The 19,940-nt window shown below is 46.7% G+C and carries 19 protein-coding genes; 14 read left to right on the top strand and 5 right to left on the bottom strand.

Annotation, left to right across the window (positions count from 1 at the left end):
* The first annotated feature begins 75 nt into the window (after positions 1-75).
* On the top strand, positions 76-723 hold the full coding sequence (locus HRU69_11055; protein QOI98910.1) for a PrsW family intramembrane metalloprotease: 648 nt from the start codon (positions 76-78) through the stop codon (positions 721-723).
* A 6-nt stretch (positions 724-729) separates the two neighbouring features.
* Positions 730-1,986, top strand: a complete 1,257-nt coding sequence (locus tag HRU69_11050) for an aminotransferase class V-fold PLP-dependent enzyme (protein ID QOI97985.1) — start codon at positions 730-732, stop codon at positions 1,984-1,986.
* A 4-nt stretch (positions 1,987-1,990) separates the two neighbouring features.
* Here the strand turns inward: HRU69_11050 and HRU69_11045 are convergent, their stop codons facing one another.
* Positions 1,991-3,049 carry a membrane dipeptidase gene (locus tag HRU69_11045; protein ID QOI97984.1) on the bottom strand — a complete coding sequence of 353 codons (1,059 nt, stop codon included), beginning with the start codon at positions 3,047-3,049 and terminating at the stop codon, positions 1,991-1,993.
* A gap of 72 nt (positions 3,050-3,121) precedes the next feature.
* Between HRU69_11045 and HRU69_11040 the strand changes: the two genes are divergently transcribed.
* Positions 3,122-4,123: a metallophosphoesterase gene (locus HRU69_11040; protein QOI97983.1), complete on the top strand. Its 1,002-nt coding sequence runs from the start codon at positions 3,122-3,124 to the stop codon at positions 4,121-4,123.
* Between the two features lie 47 nt (positions 4,124-4,170).
* Here the strand turns inward: HRU69_11040 and HRU69_11035 are convergent, their stop codons facing one another.
* The 3 genes from HRU69_11035 to HRU69_11025 form a co-directional block, all read right to left on the bottom strand.
* The gene (locus tag HRU69_11035; protein QOI97982.1) at positions 4,171-5,469 is read right to left on the bottom strand and encodes an amidohydrolase family protein; all 1,299 of its coding nucleotides are present in this window, start codon (positions 5,467-5,469) and stop codon (positions 4,171-4,173) included.
* A gap of 21 nt (positions 5,470-5,490) precedes the next feature.
* Positions 5,491-8,520 (bottom strand): amidohydrolase family protein, encoded by a 3,030-nt coding sequence (locus HRU69_11030; GenBank protein ID QOI97981.1) that lies wholly within the window; start codon positions 8,518-8,520, stop codon positions 5,491-5,493.
* Between the two features lie 100 nt (positions 8,521-8,620).
* A complete protein-coding gene (locus tag HRU69_11025) occupies positions 8,621-8,986 on the bottom strand; it encodes a hypothetical protein (GenBank protein ID QOI97980.1) in 366 nt (121 codons plus the stop codon).
* A gap of 88 nt (positions 8,987-9,074) precedes the next feature.
* Here HRU69_11025 and HRU69_11020 point away from each other — a divergent pair, with 88 nt between their 5' ends.
* Positions 9,075-9,644: a zeta toxin family protein gene (locus HRU69_11020; GenBank protein QOI98909.1), complete on the top strand. Its 570-nt coding sequence runs from the start codon at positions 9,075-9,077 to the stop codon at positions 9,642-9,644.
* Positions 9,641-9,799, top strand: coding sequence for a hypothetical protein (locus HRU69_11015; GenBank protein ID QOI97979.1), 159 nt, complete (start codon positions 9,641-9,643; stop codon positions 9,797-9,799). The genes HRU69_11020 and HRU69_11015 overlap by 4 nt, the downstream gene beginning before the upstream one ends.
* Positions 9,800-10,209: 410 nt before the next feature.
* On the opposite strand, the gene HRU69_11010 is transcribed toward HRU69_11015, so the two are convergent.
* Complete coding sequence (locus HRU69_11010) at positions 10,210-11,421, bottom strand: ATP-binding protein (protein QOI98908.1); 1,212 nt, start codon at positions 11,419-11,421, stop codon at positions 10,210-10,212.
* Positions 11,422-11,555: 134 nt separating this feature from the next.
* On the opposite strand from HRU69_11010, the gene HRU69_11005 reads away from it, so the two are divergent.
* The 9 genes from HRU69_11005 (at position 11,556) to HRU69_10965 (ending at position 19,938) form a co-directional block, all read left to right on the top strand.
* The gene (locus HRU69_11005; GenBank protein QOI97978.1) at positions 11,556-12,536 is read left to right on the top strand and encodes a transketolase family protein; all 981 of its coding nucleotides are present in this window, start codon (positions 11,556-11,558) and stop codon (positions 12,534-12,536) included.
* A complete protein-coding gene (locus HRU69_11000; GenBank protein ID QOI97977.1) occupies positions 12,536-13,765 on the top strand; it encodes an amidohydrolase family protein in 1,230 nt (409 codons plus the stop codon). Before HRU69_11005 ends, HRU69_11000 begins: the two co-directional genes overlap by 1 nt.
* 61 nt (positions 13,766-13,826) lie before the next feature.
* The gene (locus HRU69_10995; GenBank protein ID QOI97976.1) at positions 13,827-14,153 is read left to right on the top strand and encodes a winged helix-turn-helix transcriptional regulator; all 327 of its coding nucleotides are present in this window, start codon (positions 13,827-13,829) and stop codon (positions 14,151-14,153) included.
* 48 nt (positions 14,154-14,201) lie between these two features.
* Positions 14,202-15,083 (top strand): arsenite methyltransferase, encoded by an 882-nt coding sequence (locus HRU69_10990; GenBank protein QOI97975.1) that lies wholly within the window; start codon positions 14,202-14,204, stop codon positions 15,081-15,083.
* 1 nt (position 15,084) lies between these two features.
* Positions 15,085-15,519 carry an arsenate reductase ArsC gene (locus HRU69_10985; protein ID QOI97974.1) on the top strand — a complete coding sequence of 145 codons (435 nt, stop codon included), beginning with the start codon at positions 15,085-15,087 and terminating at the stop codon, positions 15,517-15,519.
* A gap of 84 nt (positions 15,520-15,603) precedes the next feature.
* Positions 15,604-17,496: a phosphoglycerate dehydrogenase gene (gene serA / locus HRU69_10980; protein QOI98907.1), complete on the top strand. Its 1,893-nt coding sequence runs from the start codon at positions 15,604-15,606 to the stop codon at positions 17,494-17,496.
* 313 nt (positions 17,497-17,809) lie between these two features.
* Positions 17,810-18,889 carry an aminotransferase class V-fold PLP-dependent enzyme gene (locus HRU69_10975; protein ID QOI97973.1) on the top strand — a complete coding sequence of 360 codons (1,080 nt, stop codon included), beginning with the start codon at positions 17,810-17,812 and terminating at the stop codon, positions 18,887-18,889.
* A 67-nt stretch (positions 18,890-18,956) separates the two neighbouring features.
* Entirely contained in the window at positions 18,957-19,493 is a 537-nt protein-coding gene (locus HRU69_10970; protein ID QOI97972.1) for a sigma-70 family RNA polymerase sigma factor, read from the top strand.
* Between the two features lie 37 nt (positions 19,494-19,530).
* Positions 19,531-19,938, top strand: coding sequence for a hypothetical protein (locus tag HRU69_10965; GenBank protein ID QOI97971.1), 408 nt, complete (start codon positions 19,531-19,533; stop codon positions 19,936-19,938).
* Positions 19,939-19,940 lie beyond the last annotated feature (2 nt).

The raw sequence follows: 19,940 nt of genomic DNA, 5'->3' as shown, positions 1-19,940 counted from the left end.
AATTATCATCAGGTTGTGAGCACCTTTTTCCTCGTAACGATTGCACTAACACCCGGTATCGCCATTGCTATATACATGTACATTCACGATAAGCACGAACCCGAACCGGTGTGGCTGCTGGCGCTGAGCTTTTTTTATGGTGTACTGAGTCTTGCCCTTAACCTGGCCATTGCCTTACCCATTGACAGCCTGATTCCAATCGAAGAACACGACCTGAAAGCACAGGCCTTTCATGCATTTGCCGTAGTAGCCTTTTTAGAAGAGCTGAGCAAGTTTGTTTTTATTCGTGGCATACTTTACCGCAATAGAAACTTTAACGAACCACTCGATGGCATTGTGTATGCCGTAATGGTGGGCATGGGGTTTGCTACAGCCGAAAACATTATTTATGTATGGCATGGCGGTGGAGGCACCGCTATTATGCGCATGTTTTCAGCGATTCCTGCACACGCACTCTTTGCCATACTGATGGGATACTGGCTGGGCAAAGCAAAATTTATACACGCCAAAGAAAAGCGACTCAGTCTTCTGGCGCTCCTTACCGCAACATTCTTCCATGGCATTTACGATTATTTTCTGTTCATCTCATTTGTTCCGGGCATTTGGGTATGGTCGGCCGTTTCACTTCTTGTGGCCTTCATCCTGGCCCGCAAAGCCGTTCGCCTGCACCAGCAAGCTTCGCCTTTTATTCAAACTACTGAAACCAATAAAAATTCAATTTGATACGCTATGGACAAACGTACATTTCTTAAAAACCTTGGTATTCTCTCCGTTGGATTACCATCCTTTGCTTCTTTGGAAACCCTTGTGAAGCAGGTACAACACCTTCCGGCAGACCAATTGGCAGCCAATGATGATTTCTGGATGCAAATCCGGGGCGGGTACAAACTCAAACCGGATTATATCAATCTTGAAAACGGTTACTACTGTTTCCTTCCGCAGGAAACACTCGAAAACTACATCAACCACATCCGCGAAGTAAACTACCAGGGCTCCTACTACATGCGCACCGTACAGGTTGAAAACAAACGGAAAACGGCAGCCCGGCTTGCCAACCTGATGGGATGCTCACCCGAAGAGGTAGTGATTACCCGAAATACCACCGAATCGCTCGACCTGATCATCAGCGGACAAAACTGGCGACCGGGTGATGAGGCAGTGATGGCCGAACAGGATTACCCGGCCATGCTGAACATGTTTAAACAGGTGGCCAAACGATACGGTATGGTAAACAAAATCGTATCGGTACCCAACCACCCGAAAGATGATGATGAAATCGTTCGCTTGTATGAACAGGCCATCACACCAAAAACCAAATTGCTGATGGTTTGCCACATGATTAATATAACCGGGCAGATATTGCCGGTAAAAAAAATCTGCGACATGGCGCACAGCAAAGGCGTTAAGGTAATGGTGGATGGCGCCCATGCTGTGGCCCACATCAAATTTTCTATTCCTGATTTGAACTGCGATTACTACGGGTCAAGTCTTCATAAATGGCTGAGTGTACCGCTTGGTGCCGGGCTTCTTTATGTCAAGAAAGAGAATATCAGTTCGGTATGGCCGCTGCTGGCCCCCTACGATATGAAAGAGGATGACATCTACCGGCTTAACCACACCGGTACCATTCCGGTGCATACCGATCTGGCCGTTAACAACGCCATCGACTACTACGAAAAAATTGGTGCCGAACGAAAAGAGGAACGTTTACGCTACCTGCAAAACTACTGGACCAGCAAGGTGCGCAACCTTCCGCATATTATTTTAAATACACCGGCCGACCAAACCCGGTGCTGCGGTATAGCCAACGTGGGAGTGAAAAACATGAAACCCCAGGATCTGGCAAAGACGCTGATGGATAAATATAAAATCTACACCGTAGCCATCGACAGCGCCAACGTGCACGGATGCCGGATAACCCCGAACATCTACACCACTACCCAGGAACTGGATGTGTTTGTTAAAGCTTTGAAGGAATTAGTATGAGGCGCTAGCTGCGAAACACTTTATTCAAAACACGCCTGGCATTGCCACCGGCAATTTTGGCAACATCTTTATCACCGAGCCCCTTCGCTTGCAGACCGTTGAGCCACTCGCTCACCTGCAGGTAGCTGAAGAGCACCGGCCTGAAGTTGGCGTCCATGTCGGTGCCCAGACCCACGTGATCAATACCCACCACGTCAACCAGTCGCATGGTGTTATCCACAAAATCGGCAAGGTCATTATTCAATCCGCTGGGCCACATACCGATAACACCACCGGTGCCGGCTACAACACGTGCATGATCAGCCGATACCATTCGTTTGGCTACGGGGTGTTGACTGCCGTTATGAAGCATGCTGTGCGACAGCACGATGGGATGCGTTGTGACATCGGCAACCGCTTTGGTTGTTTCATAACTGGCATGCGCCACATCAATGAGCATACCCAGTTTGTTCATTCGTTTTACCGCTTCAACACCCGCTTGCGAAAGGCCATTGTGCTGCGGGGGCTCCGTTTGCAAATCGCCCAACTCGTTTGGGTGGTAGTGAACCAGTTGAATGGACCGGATGCCATCGTTATACATTTCTTCCAGGCGGCCAGCATCACCTTCCAGGTAATCGCCACCTTCAATTGAAATGAAGGCCGATACCTTGCCGGGATTCTTATCAAACGAATTCTTCTCTGCTGCGAGTACAACAGACGTGGAGCCTTGTATCGCCTCCCGAACCAAACCAAGCTGGCGTTTGTAATCTGTCCAGGCTTCGCCTTTGGCAAAATTTCCAAAAGGCCGAACGCCATCCGGGCCTACTTTAATGATGCGCGCATCGGCCACCAGCGAAAAAAATGCTCCGGCCACATTACCATCTTTCATCTCTGATAACGTCTTCTTAACTGCGGTATCACCCGGATACTGCTCACTGCCTTTGGCAAAAAAAATACCCGGGTGGGTGTGTAAGTCAAAACACGGGATTGAAACGAAAGGGACAAAACTGAATGCCGGTTGAACCAGCACTGCGCCTGTTGCCAGGGTAGCAGTTGATTGGATAAATTTTCTGCGTGTGACCATAACGTAAAAATAAAACATCCTTAATTATTTCCGGCAGTGTCATATTTTGCAACTATACAAAACAATATTCCTATGAGACGCCCTTGGATTGTTGCGTTGATTGTGCTGCTTTCCTGTGCCAAAAGCCCGGAAACCTTTAAACACGATACAAGCTCCGGCACTTACCCCTGGAGCTACGAGCCGGCCGGTAAGCAAACTGATGATTTCAGTTTTGCCGTTATTGGCGATTTACACAGCGGTGAACGCGAAGGCGTTTTTGAAATAGCGGTAGAGCAATTGAACCTGCTGAAACCCGACCTTGTGCTTAGCGTGGGCGACCTGGTGGATGGCGGCACGGAAGACACTACCGAACTCCGGAAGCAATTCGATTTTTTTGACCAGCGGGCAGGCAAACTATCAGCACCATTCTTCCATGTAGTCGGCAACCACGACATTACCAACATAAGCATGCGAAACTACTGGGAACAGCGGTATGGCCGCAGGTATTACCACTTTATTTACAAGAATGTTCTATTCCTGGTGCTCGATTCGGAGGATTACAACGCAGCACGGATGCAGCAGATCTACGAAGCGCGTGCATCCGCTATCAAAGTACTGGATGGACCCAATCCGGAAAACGCCAGGCAAATGGATTACTTCAAAATGCCGGAACGGGCTACCGGAGAAATCGGTGCTGACCAATCTGCCTACTTCGAAAAAGTGATTGCCGATAATCCCAATGTACGATGGACGTTCCTGTTTATGCATAAGCCGGTATGGAAGCGCGAAGGTGACGGCAATCTTTCACGCATTGAAGCTGCATTGGGCAACCGCAACTACACCGTTATCAACGGGCATTTGCACGAATACGCATATACCCAGCGCAACAACCGCGATTATATTATGGCTGCCACCACCAGCGGTGGACAAAATGCACTAAGCCAAAGTGCTTTTGATCACATCATGTGGATAACCATGGATGATACCGGACCTTCCATTGCCAACCTGCGGATGGATGGCATCCTGAATAAAGAAGGTAAAATTCCGCTCGGTGGCGACAGCCTGTGCTTCCAGGCTTCGCGATGCAGGAAATAAAAAAAGCAGCCTCTTTATGAAGCTGCTTTAATATTGAGTTAAGGATTTTATCTCATCTGTCCGTACTTCTTTGAAAAGCGTTCGTACAACTCCTGCTGGTTTCCGGGAAGCGTAACCTGCTTACCGCTGATGAAGGCATGCGATAAATTATTGGTGCGCATATCCAGCGCATCGCCCGAACTAACAAACAAGGTCGCATCTTTGCCAACTTCAAGTGTTCCAACACGCTTATCAATACCCAACGCTTTGGCTGTATTGGAGGTAATAGCCTTTAGTGCATCTTCTTTGCCTAATCCATAGGCAGCGGCCGTACCGGCAAAGAAGGCAAGGTTCCTTCCTCCATGGAGGGCACCGGTGCAGGATAATGACACCTGCACACCCGCCTGGGTTAACAGGTAAGGAAGTTTGAAGGGCATATCAATATCGTCATCGGTACGGTCGGGTAAACTGTGTGTGTCAGGCAAGATCACCGGTATGTTGTTCTCTTTCAAAAAGTCGGCTACCCAATACGCACCCTGGCCGGAAAGCAGCGTGATGCGCTGCACACCGCTGCGCTGGGCAAAGCGGATCGATTCTACAATTTCCTTTGGCATGGTAGCATGAATAAATAGTACTTTGGAGCCATCGAACAAACCTTGTAAGGCATCAAACTTGAGGTTTGTTTCTTTGGAAGCCAATTTTCCATACGCCTGGGCCTCGGCAAAAAATTGAACAAGGGCTGTAACCTGCTTTTCATAATCGGCATTGGGCGATTCAGAAAAACTAAAGGTGTTGAAATCAAACTGCCTTCTCATTAATGCGGGCCAGTTCATGTGAATACCGATGTCGGCCGAGTGCACAGCATCTTCCCAATTCCAACCCTCCATCTCCATTACTGACGAGGAACCTGAAATGGTTCCCCCGGTAGGTGTGGTTTCAGCCAGCAACACGCCATTAAATCGGAAAGTGGGAATGAACTCTGAATCGGTATTGTATGAAATCAGTGACCTGACATTCGGGTTCATGTCACCCCGTTCCTGATAATCGTTCATCGCGCGGATGGACGTTACCTCCTGCAAGCCTACTTGCGAGTTGGGCAGAATAAAACCCGGGTAAACATGTTTACCATCAATGCGGATAACTTCGTAGCCGGTTAAATTCGGGTTAGCCGAAGCACTGGTAACAATCGTCAGTTTTCCTTTATCAAAGGCAATTACCGAGTTTTCAATAACCTGCCCGTTGCCTAAGTGAGCAACACCACCCGTTAACGCAATGGGCTTATCCTGGGCTTTTGCCGGAACGGGTGCCTGGGCAAAGGTGTAAACACCGGCCAGCAGCATAAGTATGGTAGTGAATATCTTTTTCATGATCGTCAGATTTTAAAATGATTAATGTTCGTGCCCTTCATTTTCCTGCCCTAACACATCTTCGCAATGGAACTCAGCCTGCGAACGTCCTTCCGACCGCTGAGTAGGCATACCGGCACGTTTGGCGTTCTTTAACTTCTGAATCAGACGGGCGCGCTCTGCTTCCTGCTCTTTGTTGTTTTGGGCATCTTTTTCAATATCGAAGTACACCTTGCCATCAATGATTGTTTTCTCAGGTTTCGCATAAACCGACAGCGGGTGATCGGTCCAGAGCACAATATCAGCCGACTTACCCACCTTAATGCTTCCCATCTGGTTATCGAGGTGCAGCATTTTGGCAGGATTGAGCGTAACCATTTTCAAGGCTTCTTCTTCTGAGATACCTCCGTACTTTACCACTTTCGCAGCTTCCTGGTTCAACCGCCTTCCCATCTCAGCATCATCCGAATTGATAGCCGTAAGTACACCTGCCCGGTTCATAATCGCTGCGTTGTAGGGAATGGCATAGCGCACTTCCCACTTGTAATTCCACCAGTCGGAGAACGTAGAAGCACCCACACCGTGCTGCGCCATTTTATCGGCAACTTTGTAACCTTCCAGGATGTGCGTAAACGTGTTCACCCTGAAATTGAATTTTTCGGCCACCTTCATCAACATGTTGATCTCCGACTGCACATACGAGTGGCAGGTGATAAATAATTTCCTGTTGATGATATCGAGCATGGCCTCGTCAGCCAAATCCCTGCGTGGCTTAACGGCAAGCATTTTTTCTTTAGCCGGCAGGCTGTTGTAGGCGTTCCAGCGTTTCTGGTATTCGAGCGCGCTGGTAAAAGCATCCATGTACACCTGCTCAACACCCATGCGGGTTTGCGGGTACCGGATGGAACTGGGGTTGGCCGTGCGCTTAACGTTTTCGCCTAATGCAAATTTGATGAAGCGATCAGCGCCCTGAATCTTGTAATTCTCCGGAGCTTCACCCCAACGCAGTTTTACCAAAGCCGACTGACCGCCAATGGGGTTGGCTGAACCATGGAGAATCTGAACAGCCACCACACCGCCTGCCAGTGCACGGTAAACGTTGATGTTTTCGGCATCAATGTTATCGCCAATGCGCACCATACCCGAGTTGGAAGCCACATCGTTGATGCTGGCTGCAGCAATGTGCGAGTGCTCATCAATAATGCCGGCTGTGAGGTGCTTACCGGTGCCGTCAATTACTTTCGCTCCGGGTTCGGAAAGGTTTTTTCCAATACGGGCAATCTTGCCGTCTTTCACCAGCACATCGGTGTTTTGCAAAATGCCGTCTGCTTCGTTGGTCCATACTGTTGCATTGCGAATGATCATCGTTTCGGCTACCGGCAATGCGGGGTAACCATGCCCGATGAACGGATAGATTACTTTACCCGGTTCGTCTTTCTTATTATCACCACCCGGTCGTTGCGGGCCACCGGCTTTCACATCGCCCGTGCGCGTGGCCGACCAGTCAACCCAGGTTCCGTTAATCAGTTGCCCCCTTCCCTTCCAGCCGTTTCCTTGCGTCCACCCGGTAAGGCGGATGCTGCCCTGCGCTTTTGCATCGGGCTTAAAGCTGAGGGTGATTAAATCGTTACCAAAGGTAGCAGTAGCATCAACCGAAGTGCTGTCGTTTACCTTTACTTTGGCCTTATGTGCTCCGGCTTCACCGGTAACTTCAAGGTTGTAATTTGAATTGTTCAGGCTCAGGTTATAGGTACCGCTGAAATCTTTCGTGTCTAACGGTTTAATGGCAAAGGGCTGGCCCTGAACCCAGTTCTGATGGATGATGGTTTTTTCATCGAACAGTTTTCCTGAAGTAATCAGGAAGTTCGCCACCATACCTTTTTTAAGGCTGCCTATCTGATCATCCATTTTGATGAGTTGGGCTGGTGTGGTGGTAAGCGCTTTTAATGCAGCTGTTTCACTCAAACCATTTTCGATTGCTTTACGCACATTGGGGATGAGATCGGAAACCTTCCGTAAGCTCTGACTGGTGATGGAGAAATTGATACCGGCCTTTTCAAGTGCCCCTAAGTTAGTCGGGGCCAGTTCCCAATGCTTCATCTCGGCCAGCGAAACACGGGCGGCATCGAACGGATCCTCCACATCGTATGCTTCTGGGTAGTTTACCGGAACAATCAAGGAGGCATTGGTGGCTTTAATTTCTTTAACGCGCTTGTATTCATCACCGCTTCCGCGGATGATGTACTGAACACCAAACTCATCGCCCACCTTATCGGCCCGGAGTACATTCATCCAGCCGTTGGCATCAAACACCTGAGGAAGTTTCTGGTTTTGAATCCAGGCCTCCAGTGAGTTGTCGGCAAACGGCCTGGGGGTTAGGCTGCCGAACCACTCGGCATCCATGTAGGTTTGGCGAAGAACGGCAATGCAACCCATCAGCGATGATGGATAGTTTTGCGTTGAAGTTCCCTTCTCAAAGGAATACGCTGCAGCTGCCTTCTGCCGAAGCAAAACGTTATTATCTGATGATTCGCCCAGTGTAACAAAGGCGGCTGTGCCGCGGGCAAGGCCATCGGGTTTGTAGGTAAGCACCGCACCGAACCCGGCTTTTCGCAATTCATCGGCTTTGGTTGCATTTACTGAAAACTCATCAGCGGCATTATAATGCGAGCGAATAGCCTGGTTGGCATTGTAAGCTCCCTTGGTATTCGACTCCATCTGTTCGGCACCGGTAAAGCCGCCCCCGCCTCCGCGCGGGCGCTGCACTTCGGGCAAACCGTAGTTGGTAGAAAGATCAATCAACGAAGGGTAAATGTATTTGCCCTTCACATCGTAGGTAGTGTAGCCTTTAGGGACCGTAATGTTGGGGCCCACCTGCTCAACCCGGCCGTTCTTAACCAGCAGGGTTGCATTTTGAATGGTGGTTTGCGGATCGACCACAATGGTGGCATTGGTAAAGGCAAACAATCCCGCACGGGGATCTTTTACATCGTTGCGCGGAAAGGTTTCCTGGGCCACCAGGCTTCCGGCAACGAGCAAAATAAGGGAACTCGTTAGTAGAATCTGTCTCATAAATGAATTAGTATTAACTGGTTTGAAAAGTAGGAATTAATGGTGAGGCGCCAAAAAAATTAAGGATGTGCGGTAAAATACGGTTTCCTTTGAGAGTATTCTAACGGATTGAAATTAGGTACAAAACCCCCGGCCCCTCTTCAGGAGCATGCACACCGCAGGTTCGGTTAAACGCACAAAACTCATGTTGCCACGCAAAGGATTTTGGATCACAATACGTTTGGGAAATGATGGGTATAAAAATGAGGCACTTTAATTTTCCCTCCAGGCTTTTGTCCACGTTGTGGGTTTCAAGCAAGCCATCATGAGGGTTGGTATCAAAGTAAACTGAAACCGGCTCTTTGATGGTGGCAGCCAGTTCTTCCTGTAAGGCTTTCACAAATTCCGTTACCCAACCCGAACGATTATCGTTGTAGCGGTAACTAATAAATATATCGTATTCGAAGCTGGGAACTACAGAGGGCATTGTTCAAAGATAGGCGTTTCCAGGAAACAATATTGCCCAAACAATCTGAGGAATGGCTTTTATATAGATTTAAATTTAATTTGCGTTGATGCCAAACCTTTACGTAATAGCGGGTTGCAACGGAGCAGGCAAAACCACTACCTCATATACGGTTTTACCGGAAATGCTTAACTGTAAAGAGTTTGTAAATGCAGATGAAATCGCCCGCGGGCTCTCTCCTTTTCAACCAGAAAAGGTATCTTTTCAAGCGGGACGAATAATGTTGAACCGGATAAAGGAGTTACTGAAAGCAAAAAGTGATTTCGGTTTTGAAACAACCTTAGCCACCCGAAGTTATGCATCTCTACTTGCGGATGCTAAAAAGAAAGGCTATTCAGTGACACTCATCTATTTTTGGCTCGAGTCTGTTGACCTTGCTAAAGCCCGTGTTAAATCACGGGTTGAAAAAGGGGGGCATAATATTCCTCCTTCAGTTATAGAACGCAGGTATAAACGTGGGCTGAACAACTTCTTCACGATTTATATGGAAATCGTTGATAGTTGGATGATTTATGATAACTCCAACGCGGAACCTACCCTTGTTGCAGTTGGTAGTGCTCCTTTGGATATTACCGTTTTAAATACCGAACTTTGGTCTAAAATAGCGGGCAGAAGATGAGCAAATCAGAAGTTGAACAACTAGAAAAAAAGATTACCAAGGGTGTTAAACTCGCCATCGAGCGCCTTATTGAACGCACTAAAAAAGAAGGTGGTGAATTGGTTGTTTCGAGAAATGGAAAAGTTGTGCGCGTTAAAGCAAAAGATCTGAAATAAATAACATCTATTACAACTTACTACGGCACTGCAACACCAGCCTGACGCAGCTTTTTGGCAAAGTTTGGTGTGGCAGAAAGATCATAAGGCGGTTTACCTTGTGACATCAAATAAGCTCTGAATAGCTGGAAATCTAATAACCTATTCTTATCGGAAAGATTTGCTTGCCTGTTGGCTTCCTCAAACTCTTGAGTTTTCCTTCCAGGCTCTTATCTACATTGTGTGTTTCGAGCAAGCCATCGTGTGGGTTGGTGTCAAAATAAACGGATATCGGCTCTTTGATGGTGGCTGCTAATTCCTCCTGTAAGGCCTTTACAAATTCAGTTACCCAAACGGTTATCGTTGTGGCGGTAACTGATGAATATGTCTTATTCGAATCCGGGAACTACAGAGGGTATTGTTCAGTGCTATTAAATTAGTTGTTTAATAAACTCACGCACATGAACATGTCTAATACCCTCTATATTCCCACCTGCATTTTCATCCAGTGATACTACAAATTTCGGGTAGTTGTCATGTATCAGTCCGAGATTACCAAACTCTCTTTTGCGGGTAGCCTCATCCGTAATCAGATAAGCTACCTGTACATAGATCTTTTCATCACCGCGGGTACACACAAAATCGATTTCCTTGTTTTGAAATTTACCAATGCGCACCTGGTAACCCGCTATCAGTAAATGCAGATAAACGATGTTCTCAAGGATCTTCCCTATATCAGCAGTGCGATAACCTAATAATGCATGGCGCAAGCCCAGGTCTTCTAAATAGTATTTCTGGCCGATCTCAAATATCTTTTTACCTCGCAACTCCTCCCGGTTCACTTTCAGAATAAAGAATGCCTGCTCTAAAAAAAACAAATAGCTAAGGACTACATTAGGTGTTACTTTAACCTTTTGCGATTTAAGACAGTCGCTGATGCTTTTGGCGGAAAGTAAACTCCCAATATTATCGGCTACATAGCTAACCAGATTTTCGAGTAATGAAACATTGCGAATGTTGTGGCGCGCCACAATATCTTTAAAGAGAATAGCTGCATAAATATTACGCAGGTAATCAAATACCAAATCATCGGTAAGATTGATGTTGATAAGATAGGGCAAACCTCCGTAGCGCAGGTATTTCAAAAATGTATCTTGTGAATCGGGTAACGTATGGAACGTGAGAAACTCATTGTACGACAACCCGAAAATTGTAAACTCCACATAGCGCCCGCTTAAATAGGTTGCCAACTCGCCCGAAAGTAAAAATGCATTGCTTCCGGTGATATAAATATCGTGCTCACCTTTGGCTTGCAGACTACGAATGGCCTTTTCAAAATTTTCGATGTCCTGGATTTCATCTATAAAAAGATAGTTCTTACCTGCCTTGTTGGTTTGACTGGTCACGCTCTTTATCAAGTCTTTGTAATCCCGCAGACTGTCATATTCGAAAAGCTCTTTATTGATGTAAATGATATTAGCAGTCGAGTCTTGTTGACGGATAATATCCATCAACTGAAGCAACAGGGTACTTTTGCCAACTCTCCGCTGCCCCACCAGCACTTTTATCAGGTTTTTACCGATGTACGGTTTAATCCTTTCAGTATAAATAGGCCTAAGGGTATACAATTTAGATGTTTTAATTAAAGTTTTAAGTATATACAAAAATTATACTAAGATAATTAATTATTTTTACTATACATAAAATTCAATGTTAAAAGTTGCAAAACCTTAAAACATTTCACCATTTCAAAAGGTGTCGTATAATTGCCTTATCTATGAGCACGGCAACCACTACCCCCCCGAAGACCAAATTCACCTTTACCGAAAAAAAAGACACCCGTTCCGGCTTTGGAGCCGGATTACTTGAACTGGGCCGCAAAAACCCCAACGTGGTTGGCCTTTGTGCTGACCTGACCGGCTCGTTAAAAATGGACGCCTTTAAAAAGGAATTTCCCGAGCGCTTCTTCCAGGTGGGCATTGCCGAGGCCAACATGATGGGCCTGGCTGCCGGCATGACCATTGGCGGTAAGATTCCGTTTACCGGAACCTTTGCCAATTTTTCTACCGGTCGGGTTTATGATCAGATTCGTCAATCGATTGCTTATTCTCATAAGAATGTAAAAATATGTGCATCCCATGCAGGTGTTACGCTGGGTGAGGATGGCGCCACCCACCAAATCCTTGAAGACATCGGCATGATGAAAATGCTGCCGGGCATGACGGTGATTGTGCCGTGTGATTACAACCAAACCAAAGCCGCTACATTGGCCCTTGGCAATCATCACGGCCCCGCCTACCTGCGTTTTGGCCGCCCTTCGTGGCCCATATTCACCGAAGCTAACAGGCCCTTTACCATTGGCAAAGCTGATAAAATGATTGAAGGAAGCGATGTAAGCATTTTTGCCTGCGGCCATATGGTATGGCAAGCCATTGAAGCCGAAGCTGCATTGGCAGAAAAAGGAATACGTGCCGAAGTCATTAACATCCACACCGTTAAACCACTGGATGTAGAAGCCGTTTTGCAGTCCGTGCAAAAAACAAGGTGCGCGGTTAGCTGCGAAGAACATCAGATCAATGGCGGGCTTGGCGACAGCATAGCCCAGGTACTCAGCCGCCACTACCCTGCCCCGCTTGAAATGGTTGCCGTAAACGATTCGTTTGGCGAAAGCGGAACACCCGCACAACTGCTGAAGAAGTACGGCCTTGCTCCCGAAAACATTGTGGCTGCCGTGGAAAAAGTACTTACACGTAAATAATGACGGTAAGGTGTACTATAGGGTGTTTATTCCTTTTTGCAATATCCGTTGTCTTCGGGCAGCCTAAAAACCTCGCCTTAACAAATGCTAATCTGTTTAACGGAACTGACAACCGTATTCAACCGAACTCCCTCATACTCATTAAAGATGGTAAAATTGAACGCCTAGGAAAGACGGGGGAAAACATTCCGGCTGGTTACGAACGGATAGATTGCCAAGGCTACTACATCTTGCCAGGCCTGATCGATGCCCACTCCCACCTCGATAACCTCGAATCAGCCAAACGTGCTCTGGCTACCGGTGTTACTACTGTGCGTACCGCAGGTGTATCAGCTTTTCAGGACGTAAGCCTGATGGAACTTTCGCGCCAGGGAAAAATTGCCGGACCCGACATTATCCCTGCCGGTGTTTATGTTACACCTAATCTTGAAGAAACTATTTTAGCCGATGTGCGGCTTGCCCCGCTAATCAACGGAGTGCGCAGCGATGGAGAATTGAAATTACTGGTAAACGTAAATATCGATCGCGGAGCCAAAGTGATAAAGACGCGCGGCACCGAACGTGCCGGCCGGCCCGATACCGACCCGCGCGAACAGGTGTACACCGAACATCAACTGAAGATCATTGTTGACGAAGCTGCCAAACGCGGAGTACCTGTAATGGTGCATGCCCATGGCGATGAGGGTGCACGCGCTGCCGTGCGTGCAGGCGCTAAAAGCATTGAACACGGCACTTTTCTTTCAGAGGAAACCCTCAAACTGATGAAAGCAAAAGGAACTTACCTGGTGCCCACCTTTATCACGCTTGAAGACCTGACACAGCCCGGTGGCGATTATTTCGGACCGATGCTTGAACTGCGCGGAAAATTCATGATGCCGCAGGCTGAAAAAGTTTTCCGTAAAGCAAAGGAACTTGGCGTTAAAATCGTTACCGGTGCCGACAACGGCTACTCGGCAGCTACTACCTCCCGCATCTCGCTCGAATGCCAGCATTACGTGCGCATGGGCATGATCCCTTTCGAAGCCATACAGTCGGCCACCGTTGTGGCAGCTGAATTACTGGGTATTGAAAAAACCACAGGCCGCATACAACCCGGCTACGAAGCCGACCTGATTTTGATACCGGGCAACCCGCTTGAAGAAATCCGCTACCTGCAGGATGTGCTCATGGTTATCAGCAACGGCACCATCGCCTTGAAGCGCATTCCTTTTGGATTACCTGAAAAATAAAATCTAAAAAAATCAAAAATCCTGAAACATTTATCGTAATATTACGATAAATGTAGTCAGAATGGGACTGACCAAAGCCAACGAATTCACCAAAACAGAAAACCAGCTTGCCGCATGGGCCAAAGCCCTTGCCCACCCGGCACGGATTGCCATTCTGAACCACCTGATACAAACCCGCCAGTGTATCTGTGGTGATCTGGTTGATGTTATGCCGCTCTCACAATCAACGGTTTCGCAACACCTGAAAGAACTAAAGGATGCAGGCCTGATAAAAGGAAACATTACGGGCACCAGCGTGTGCTATTGTATCGATGAAAAAAACTGGAACAAGGCTAAATCAGCGCTTTCCGGTTTTCTTGAAAGTTATACCGGCCAGGACTGCTGTTAAAAAATTTTAAACTCATTCATCGTAATAAACCGATTAAACCACAGTACTATGAAAACCACCGAAAGCGCTGAAAAACTGAAAGAAATCGTAAAAGAAAAGTACGGCCAGATAGCCGAGCAGAGCTACCAACAGAATGCAACAAGTTGTTGCGGAGCCGGCTGCGGTTGCAGTAGTGACTACGTTGTTATGGCCGATGATTATTCGAAACTCAAGGGGTATGTCGCTGAAGCCGATTTAGGGCTTGGTTGCGGACTTCCTACCGAGTTTGCACTAATCAAGGAAGGCGATACCGTTATTGATTTAGGTTCAGGTGCCGGGAACGATGCGTTTGTTGCCAGAAGCATAACCGGAGAAAGAGGAAAAGTGATTGGCGTTGACTTAACCGAAAAAATGATAGGTAAAGCACGGGCAAACGCTGAAAAACTCGGCTACAATAATGTGGAGTTCCGGCTGGGAGATATTGAAAACCTGCCGGTAACAGCCAACGTTGCGGATGTTGTGGTAAGCAATTGCGTACTTAACCTGGTACCCGACAAACAAAAAGCCTTTGCCGAAACATTCCGGGTGTTGAAACCGGGTGGTCATTTCAGTGTCTCCGACATTGTGCTGCGTGGCGAATTACCCGAAGGCCTCAGAAAAAGTGCGGAGATGTATGCCGGCTGTGTGGCCGGAGCCATTTCTAAAAAAGATTACCTGAATATCATTGAGGAAACAGGTTTTAAAAATGTAAAAATTCAAAAGGAAAAAATGATCACCATTCCCGATGAAATTGCGGCAGCCCACCTTAGTAAGGAAGAGTTCATTCGGTTCAAATCGGGCGAATCAGGTATTTACAGCATAACGGTTTACGCAGAGAAGCCCGCGCTAACAAAAGAAGAGAAGCAGGCACAGAAGGCTGCTTGTTGCGGTGCTGAATCAACCTGTTGCTGATATGGCCGGTCAGCAAAAGAAAAAAATTCTTGTTTTGTGCACCGGCAACTCGTGCCGAAGCCAGATTGCCGAAGGTTACCTTCGGCATTTTGCTAAAGGAAAAGCCGATATTTTCAGTGCAGGTATTGAAGCACATGGCGTAAATCCGCGGGCTGTGGCCATTATGAAAGAAGATGGAATTGATATTTCGCATCACACTTCCAACAATGTCAGCGAATACGCCCACATGGATTTCGACTATGTTATTACCGTTTGCGATAATGCCCTGGAAAACTGTCCATACTTTCCGGCCAAAGTAAAAACGGTTCACCACAATTTTCCCGATCCGGCAAAAGCCACCGGTAGTGAAACTGAAATAATGAATCAGTTCAGGCAGGTGCGTCAGCAAATCAAAACGTTTTCAAAATCATTTATTGAGTCGGTAGTCAACGATTAAGCTGTCAACAGGTAACAATCTACCATTGACCGATCAGCCGTGACTATCGACTATTTTTCTACATTTGGGATTGTTTTCATCTCAATGAAGCTCAATAAGTTCATCGTAATCGATTTCGACAGCACCTTTACCAAGGTTGAAGCATTTGATCTGCTGGCCGACATCAGCCTGGACGGTAGCCCGGAGAAAGAATCCATCAAAAAGCAAATTGCCGACATTACCAACCAGGGTATGGACGGTACCATCTCCTTCCGCGAGTCGCTCGAAAAGCGTATACAACTGCTCGCACCCAAACGACACCAACTGGTGCAGTTAGCCGAACGGTTAAAAAGCCAGGTATCCGAATCGTTTAAGCGCAATAAAGATTTTTTTAAAAAGTATGCCGATAACATTTACGTTATCTCCAATGGTTTCCATGTGTTTATCGATCCGGTAGTTACTGATTTTGGCATCAAGCCCGAAAACATCCTCGCTAATCGTTTCCATTTCGATGAACAGGGCAATGTAGTTGGTTTCGATAAAGATAATCCCCTATCGGCCAACAACGGAAAAGTTGAACAACTCAAGCGCCTCAATCTGCCGGGCGATGTGTATGTAATTGGCGATGGGTATACCGATTACGAAATAAAACTGGCCGGACTGGCCAATAAATTCTATGCATTTACTGAAAATGTGGAGCGCAACGGTATTCTGGATAAAGCCGATCACATTACGCCCAGTCTGGATGAATTTCTTTATCTGAATAAACTGAACACAGCCATCTCCTATCCGAAAAACCGGATCAATGTACTGCTCCTCGAAAACATTCACCCCGTTGCCGTAGAGATACTGAAAGCTGATGGTTTTAATGTAGAAACGTATCCGGCCGCCTTAACGGAGGAGGAACTTTGCAAACGGATTAAAAATGTGAGTGTGCTGGGCATCCGCTCAAAAACGCAGGTAACAAAAAAGGTGCTTGAGCAGGCTAACCGCCTGATGGCCATTGGCGCTTTCTGCATCGGCACCAACCAGATTGACCTGAAAGAGGCTACCAAAAAAGGCGTTGCCGTATTTAATGCGCCATTCAGCAACACACGCTCGGTGGTTGAACTGGCTATTGCCGAAATGATAGTACTGATGCGTAACCTGGTAGATAAGTCGAACAAAATGCATCGCGGTAGTTGGGATAAATCGGCACAGGGAAGTTTTGAAATACGCGGAAAGAAATTAGGCATTGTAGGTTACGGAAACATTGGCACCCAGCTTTCGGTACTGGCCGAATCGCTGGGCATGAACGTGCTCTATTATGATATTGAAGAAAAACTGGCACTGGGCAATGCTACCAAATGCAAATCATTAAAAGAACTGCTTCAGAAAGCCGATGTAGTGTCATTGCATATTGACGGGCGCGAATCGAACACAAACTACTTTGGAACGCAGCAATTTGAATGGATGAAGAAAGGAGCCATATTCATCAACCTGAGCCGCGGCCATGTAGTGGATATTGCCGCACTAAAACAAGCTATTGAATCGGGAAAACTTGCCGGTTGCGCCATTGACGTGTTTCCGTACGAACCGGTTAGCAACAACGAAGAATTCATCTCTGAATTACGCGGTTTGCCGAATACTATCCTCACTCCGCATATTGGCGGCAGCACACTCGAAGCCCAGGAAAACATCGGGCATTTTGTGCCGGGTAAATTCCAGGATTATATAAACACAGGCAGCACATCAAACAGTGTGAATTTCCCGAACTTAACATTACCTACACTGGAGAATGCCCATCGCCTTATCCACATTCATGATAATGTGCCCGGCATACTGGCCAGGATAAATCAGGTGCTGGCCAACCATAACATTAACATTGTAGGACAGTACCTGAAAACCAATGAACTGATTGGTTACGTAATTACCGACATTGACAAGGAGTACGACCCCGAGGTGATTAAAGAATTACGCGGCATTGAGCATACGATTAAATTCAGGGTGCTCTATTAAATATAAAAACCCACCGGATTTGGTGAGGTGTTTCTGAACCCCATAAAAGACAGGTTTTGAGCTGCACTGCACCCGCAACCTTCCACTGTTATCCTGCTCCGGAGAACGAGGTCCTGACGGAAACCGCCAGGATGAGGCCTGGTTTTGGATGAATGCTTCACTCGGTATTGTTTTTAATTGTTAGGTTCAGCAAACGTGTCCCAAATCCGAGTGGGAATTCAATCCAAACGTATACAAAAGAGTAAAGCTGTTCAAGATTGTGTTTCAATTATTTTTTGATTAAGCAAGTCATGTTAAGTTTGGCCCGATTTTTATGAAGCAAAAAATAATTTTCACGCCCGGGCCATCCCAGCTTTACTTTACCGTAGAAGATCATATCCGAAAAGCTTTTCGCGATGGTATTCCTTCGCTCTCTCACCGGAGTAAAACATTCGAGGAAATTTTTATCCGCGCAACAGCCGGGCTTCGGAGTTTGCTGGGCATCCCTGAGCATTTTCATATTGTATTTACCGCTTCTGCTACTGAGATATGGGAACGATGCATTCAAAACCTGGTTGCTGAACAATCAGCACATTATGTAAACGGGGCCTTTGGTAAACGTTTCTTCGAAACAGCAGGTCAGCTTGGTAAAAAAGCGGAGGCTATAACTGCATCGGATGACGAGGGCTTTACTACACAGCAGACCCATGATTCAGCCGAACTCATTGCGCTTACCCACAACGAAACCAGTACTGGCGTATCACTTCCAATGGCATTCATTAACGGCTTCCGTGAAACAAATCCGCAAGCCCTGATTGCAGTCGATGCCGTATCATCCCTGCCCTACCCTGAATTCGATTTTACAAAAATTGATTCCCTGTTCTTTTCCGTTCAAAAAGGTTTTGGTTTGCCGGCCGGCCTGGGTGTATGGATTGTAAATACCAGGTGCCTTGAGCGAGCAGAGCAAATAAAATCAAAAGGTGCTCTGATAGGAACTTACCATAACCTGCCTTCACTGGTAAGCTATGCCAGAAAAAATCAAACTCCTGAAACGCCAAACGTGTTGGGTATATACCTGTTGGCAATGGTTGTTGAAGACATGCTCCGCAGGGGTATCAAAGCCATCCGAAATGAAACAGAATACAAAGCTGCTATTCTATACCAGGCGCTGGAAGCAAACCGCTTTATTAAGCCTTTTGTCCGTAAAACGGAATGGCGATCCAAAACAGTAGTAGTAGCCGATTGCGGTACTTACACCAAATCACTAACTGAATACCTTATGCAAAAAGGCATTCAACCGGGCGAAGGATATGGTTCTTATCACGCTATGCAACTGCGGTTCGCTAATTTTCCGGCCCATTCAAAAGAGCAGGTTGAACTTTTGGTTGACCTGCTGCAAAATTTTGAACCTTAATGAAGTAGTTAATTAAACTTCCTGACCAAGGATTTGTCTAATTTGCGCTTTTTACCCTGACACCCCCGTGGAAGATAAGGAGTTACTCTCCAAAATCCGCAATCCGGAAACCCGGGATTACGGCTTCAACATGCTGGTTCGCACCTACCAGCAACGGGTGTACTATCATATACGGAAAATGGTTATCGACCATGATGATGCCGATGATCTGACCCAGGAAGTGTTCATTAAAATACATCGGCATATCGATACCTTCCGCGAAGACGCGCAACTCTTTACCTGGATTTACCGGATTGCCACCAATGAATGCCTGAGTTTTCTGCAAAAGAAAAAAAGACGTTTCTTCCTGCCCATTGGCGATGTTAAGAGCGAACTGGTTTCAAAAGTAGACCAGGCACCTCACATCAGCGGAGACGATATTCAGAAAAAACTTCAAAAGGCCATCATCAAACTACCCGAAAAACAGCGGCTTGTTTTTAATATGAAATACTATGACGATCTTTCCTATGAACAGATAGCAGAGATTACCAACACCAGCGTAGGCGCCCTGAAGGCAAGCTACCACCATGCCGTAAAGAAAATTGAAGAATTTCTGGAGGAATGATTAAACCTGTTACCATAAAAACTGTCAATACACCATCATGAAAAAGCTTGAAGAAATACCCAAAAAAGCCATTTTTGAAGTACCCGATGGGTATTTCCACAAGCTTCCCGGAGTTATTCAGGCCCGCATAACCGAGAACAGGCCCCAGGAGGCCCGGCCTTACCTGCGGTATGCATTACAATACGCTTTACCGGTTGTGGTATTACTGGTGGCCGCTTTGATCTTCCTAAAACCTGCCCAACCCCTGGATGCAGAGGGTTTACTTGCTTCAGTGAGTACCGAAGAACTGGCCACCTACCTTGAACAAAGTGATATGAGCCTGGACGAGTTGTTGGAAAATGCCACCTATGATGACGCGGTGGTTGAGGCTATTGAAGCCGAGGCCTTTATGTTACTCCCGGCAGAAGTTCTTGATGATTTAGAAACTGAACTGGATAATTTATAGTG

This window comes from Flammeovirgaceae bacterium (assembly GCA_015180985.1).
Taxonomy (GTDB): domain Bacteria; phylum Bacteroidota; class Bacteroidia; order Cytophagales; family Cyclobacteriaceae; genus UBA2336.
Note: the sequence above shows the minus strand (reverse complement) of the source record. Positions and strands in the feature narration are given on the sequence as shown.

Coding starts and splice junctions, on each gene's coding strand:
- HRU69_10995 (QOI97976.1), top strand. CDS start 13,827: ATGGGACTGACCAAAGCCAACGAATTCACCAAAACAGAAAACCAGCTT.
- HRU69_11035 (QOI97982.1), bottom strand. CDS start 5,469: ATGAAAAAGATATTCACTACCATACTTATGCTGCTGGCCGGTGTTTAC.
- HRU69_11030 (QOI97981.1), bottom strand. CDS start 8,520: ATGAGACAGATTCTACTAACGAGTTCCCTTATTTTGCTCGTTGCCGGA.
- HRU69_10985 (QOI97974.1), top strand. CDS start 15,085: ATGGCCGGTCAGCAAAAGAAAAAAATTCTTGTTTTGTGCACCGGCAAC.
- HRU69_11045 (QOI97984.1), bottom strand. CDS start 3,049: ATGGTCACACGCAGAAAATTTATCCAATCAACTGCTACCCTGGCAACA.
- HRU69_11055 (QOI98910.1), top strand. CDS start 76: ATGTACATTCACGATAAGCACGAACCCGAACCGGTGTGGCTGCTGGCG.
- HRU69_10990 (QOI97975.1), top strand. CDS start 14,202: ATGAAAACCACCGAAAGCGCTGAAAAACTGAAAGAAATCGTAAAAGAA.
- HRU69_11015 (QOI97979.1), top strand. CDS start 9,641: ATGAGCAAATCAGAAGTTGAACAACTAGAAAAAAAGATTACCAAGGGT.
- HRU69_11050 (QOI97985.1), top strand. CDS start 730: ATGGACAAACGTACATTTCTTAAAAACCTTGGTATTCTCTCCGTTGGA.
- HRU69_11025 (QOI97980.1), bottom strand. CDS start 8,986: ATGCCCTCTGTAGTTCCCAGCTTCGAATACGATATATTTATTAGTTAC.
- HRU69_11020 (QOI98909.1), top strand. CDS start 9,075: ATGCCAAACCTTTACGTAATAGCGGGTTGCAACGGAGCAGGCAAAACC.
- serA (QOI98907.1), top strand. CDS start 15,604: ATGAAGCTCAATAAGTTCATCGTAATCGATTTCGACAGCACCTTTACC.
- HRU69_11040 (QOI97983.1), top strand. CDS start 3,122: ATGAGACGCCCTTGGATTGTTGCGTTGATTGTGCTGCTTTCCTGTGCC.
- HRU69_11005 (QOI97978.1), top strand. CDS start 11,556: ATGAGCACGGCAACCACTACCCCCCCGAAGACCAAATTCACCTTTACC.
- HRU69_10975 (QOI97973.1), top strand. CDS start 17,810: ATGAAGCAAAAAATAATTTTCACGCCCGGGCCATCCCAGCTTTACTTT.
- HRU69_10965 (QOI97971.1), top strand. CDS start 19,531: ATGAAAAAGCTTGAAGAAATACCCAAAAAAGCCATTTTTGAAGTACCC.
- HRU69_11000 (QOI97977.1), top strand. CDS start 12,536: ATGACGGTAAGGTGTACTATAGGGTGTTTATTCCTTTTTGCAATATCC.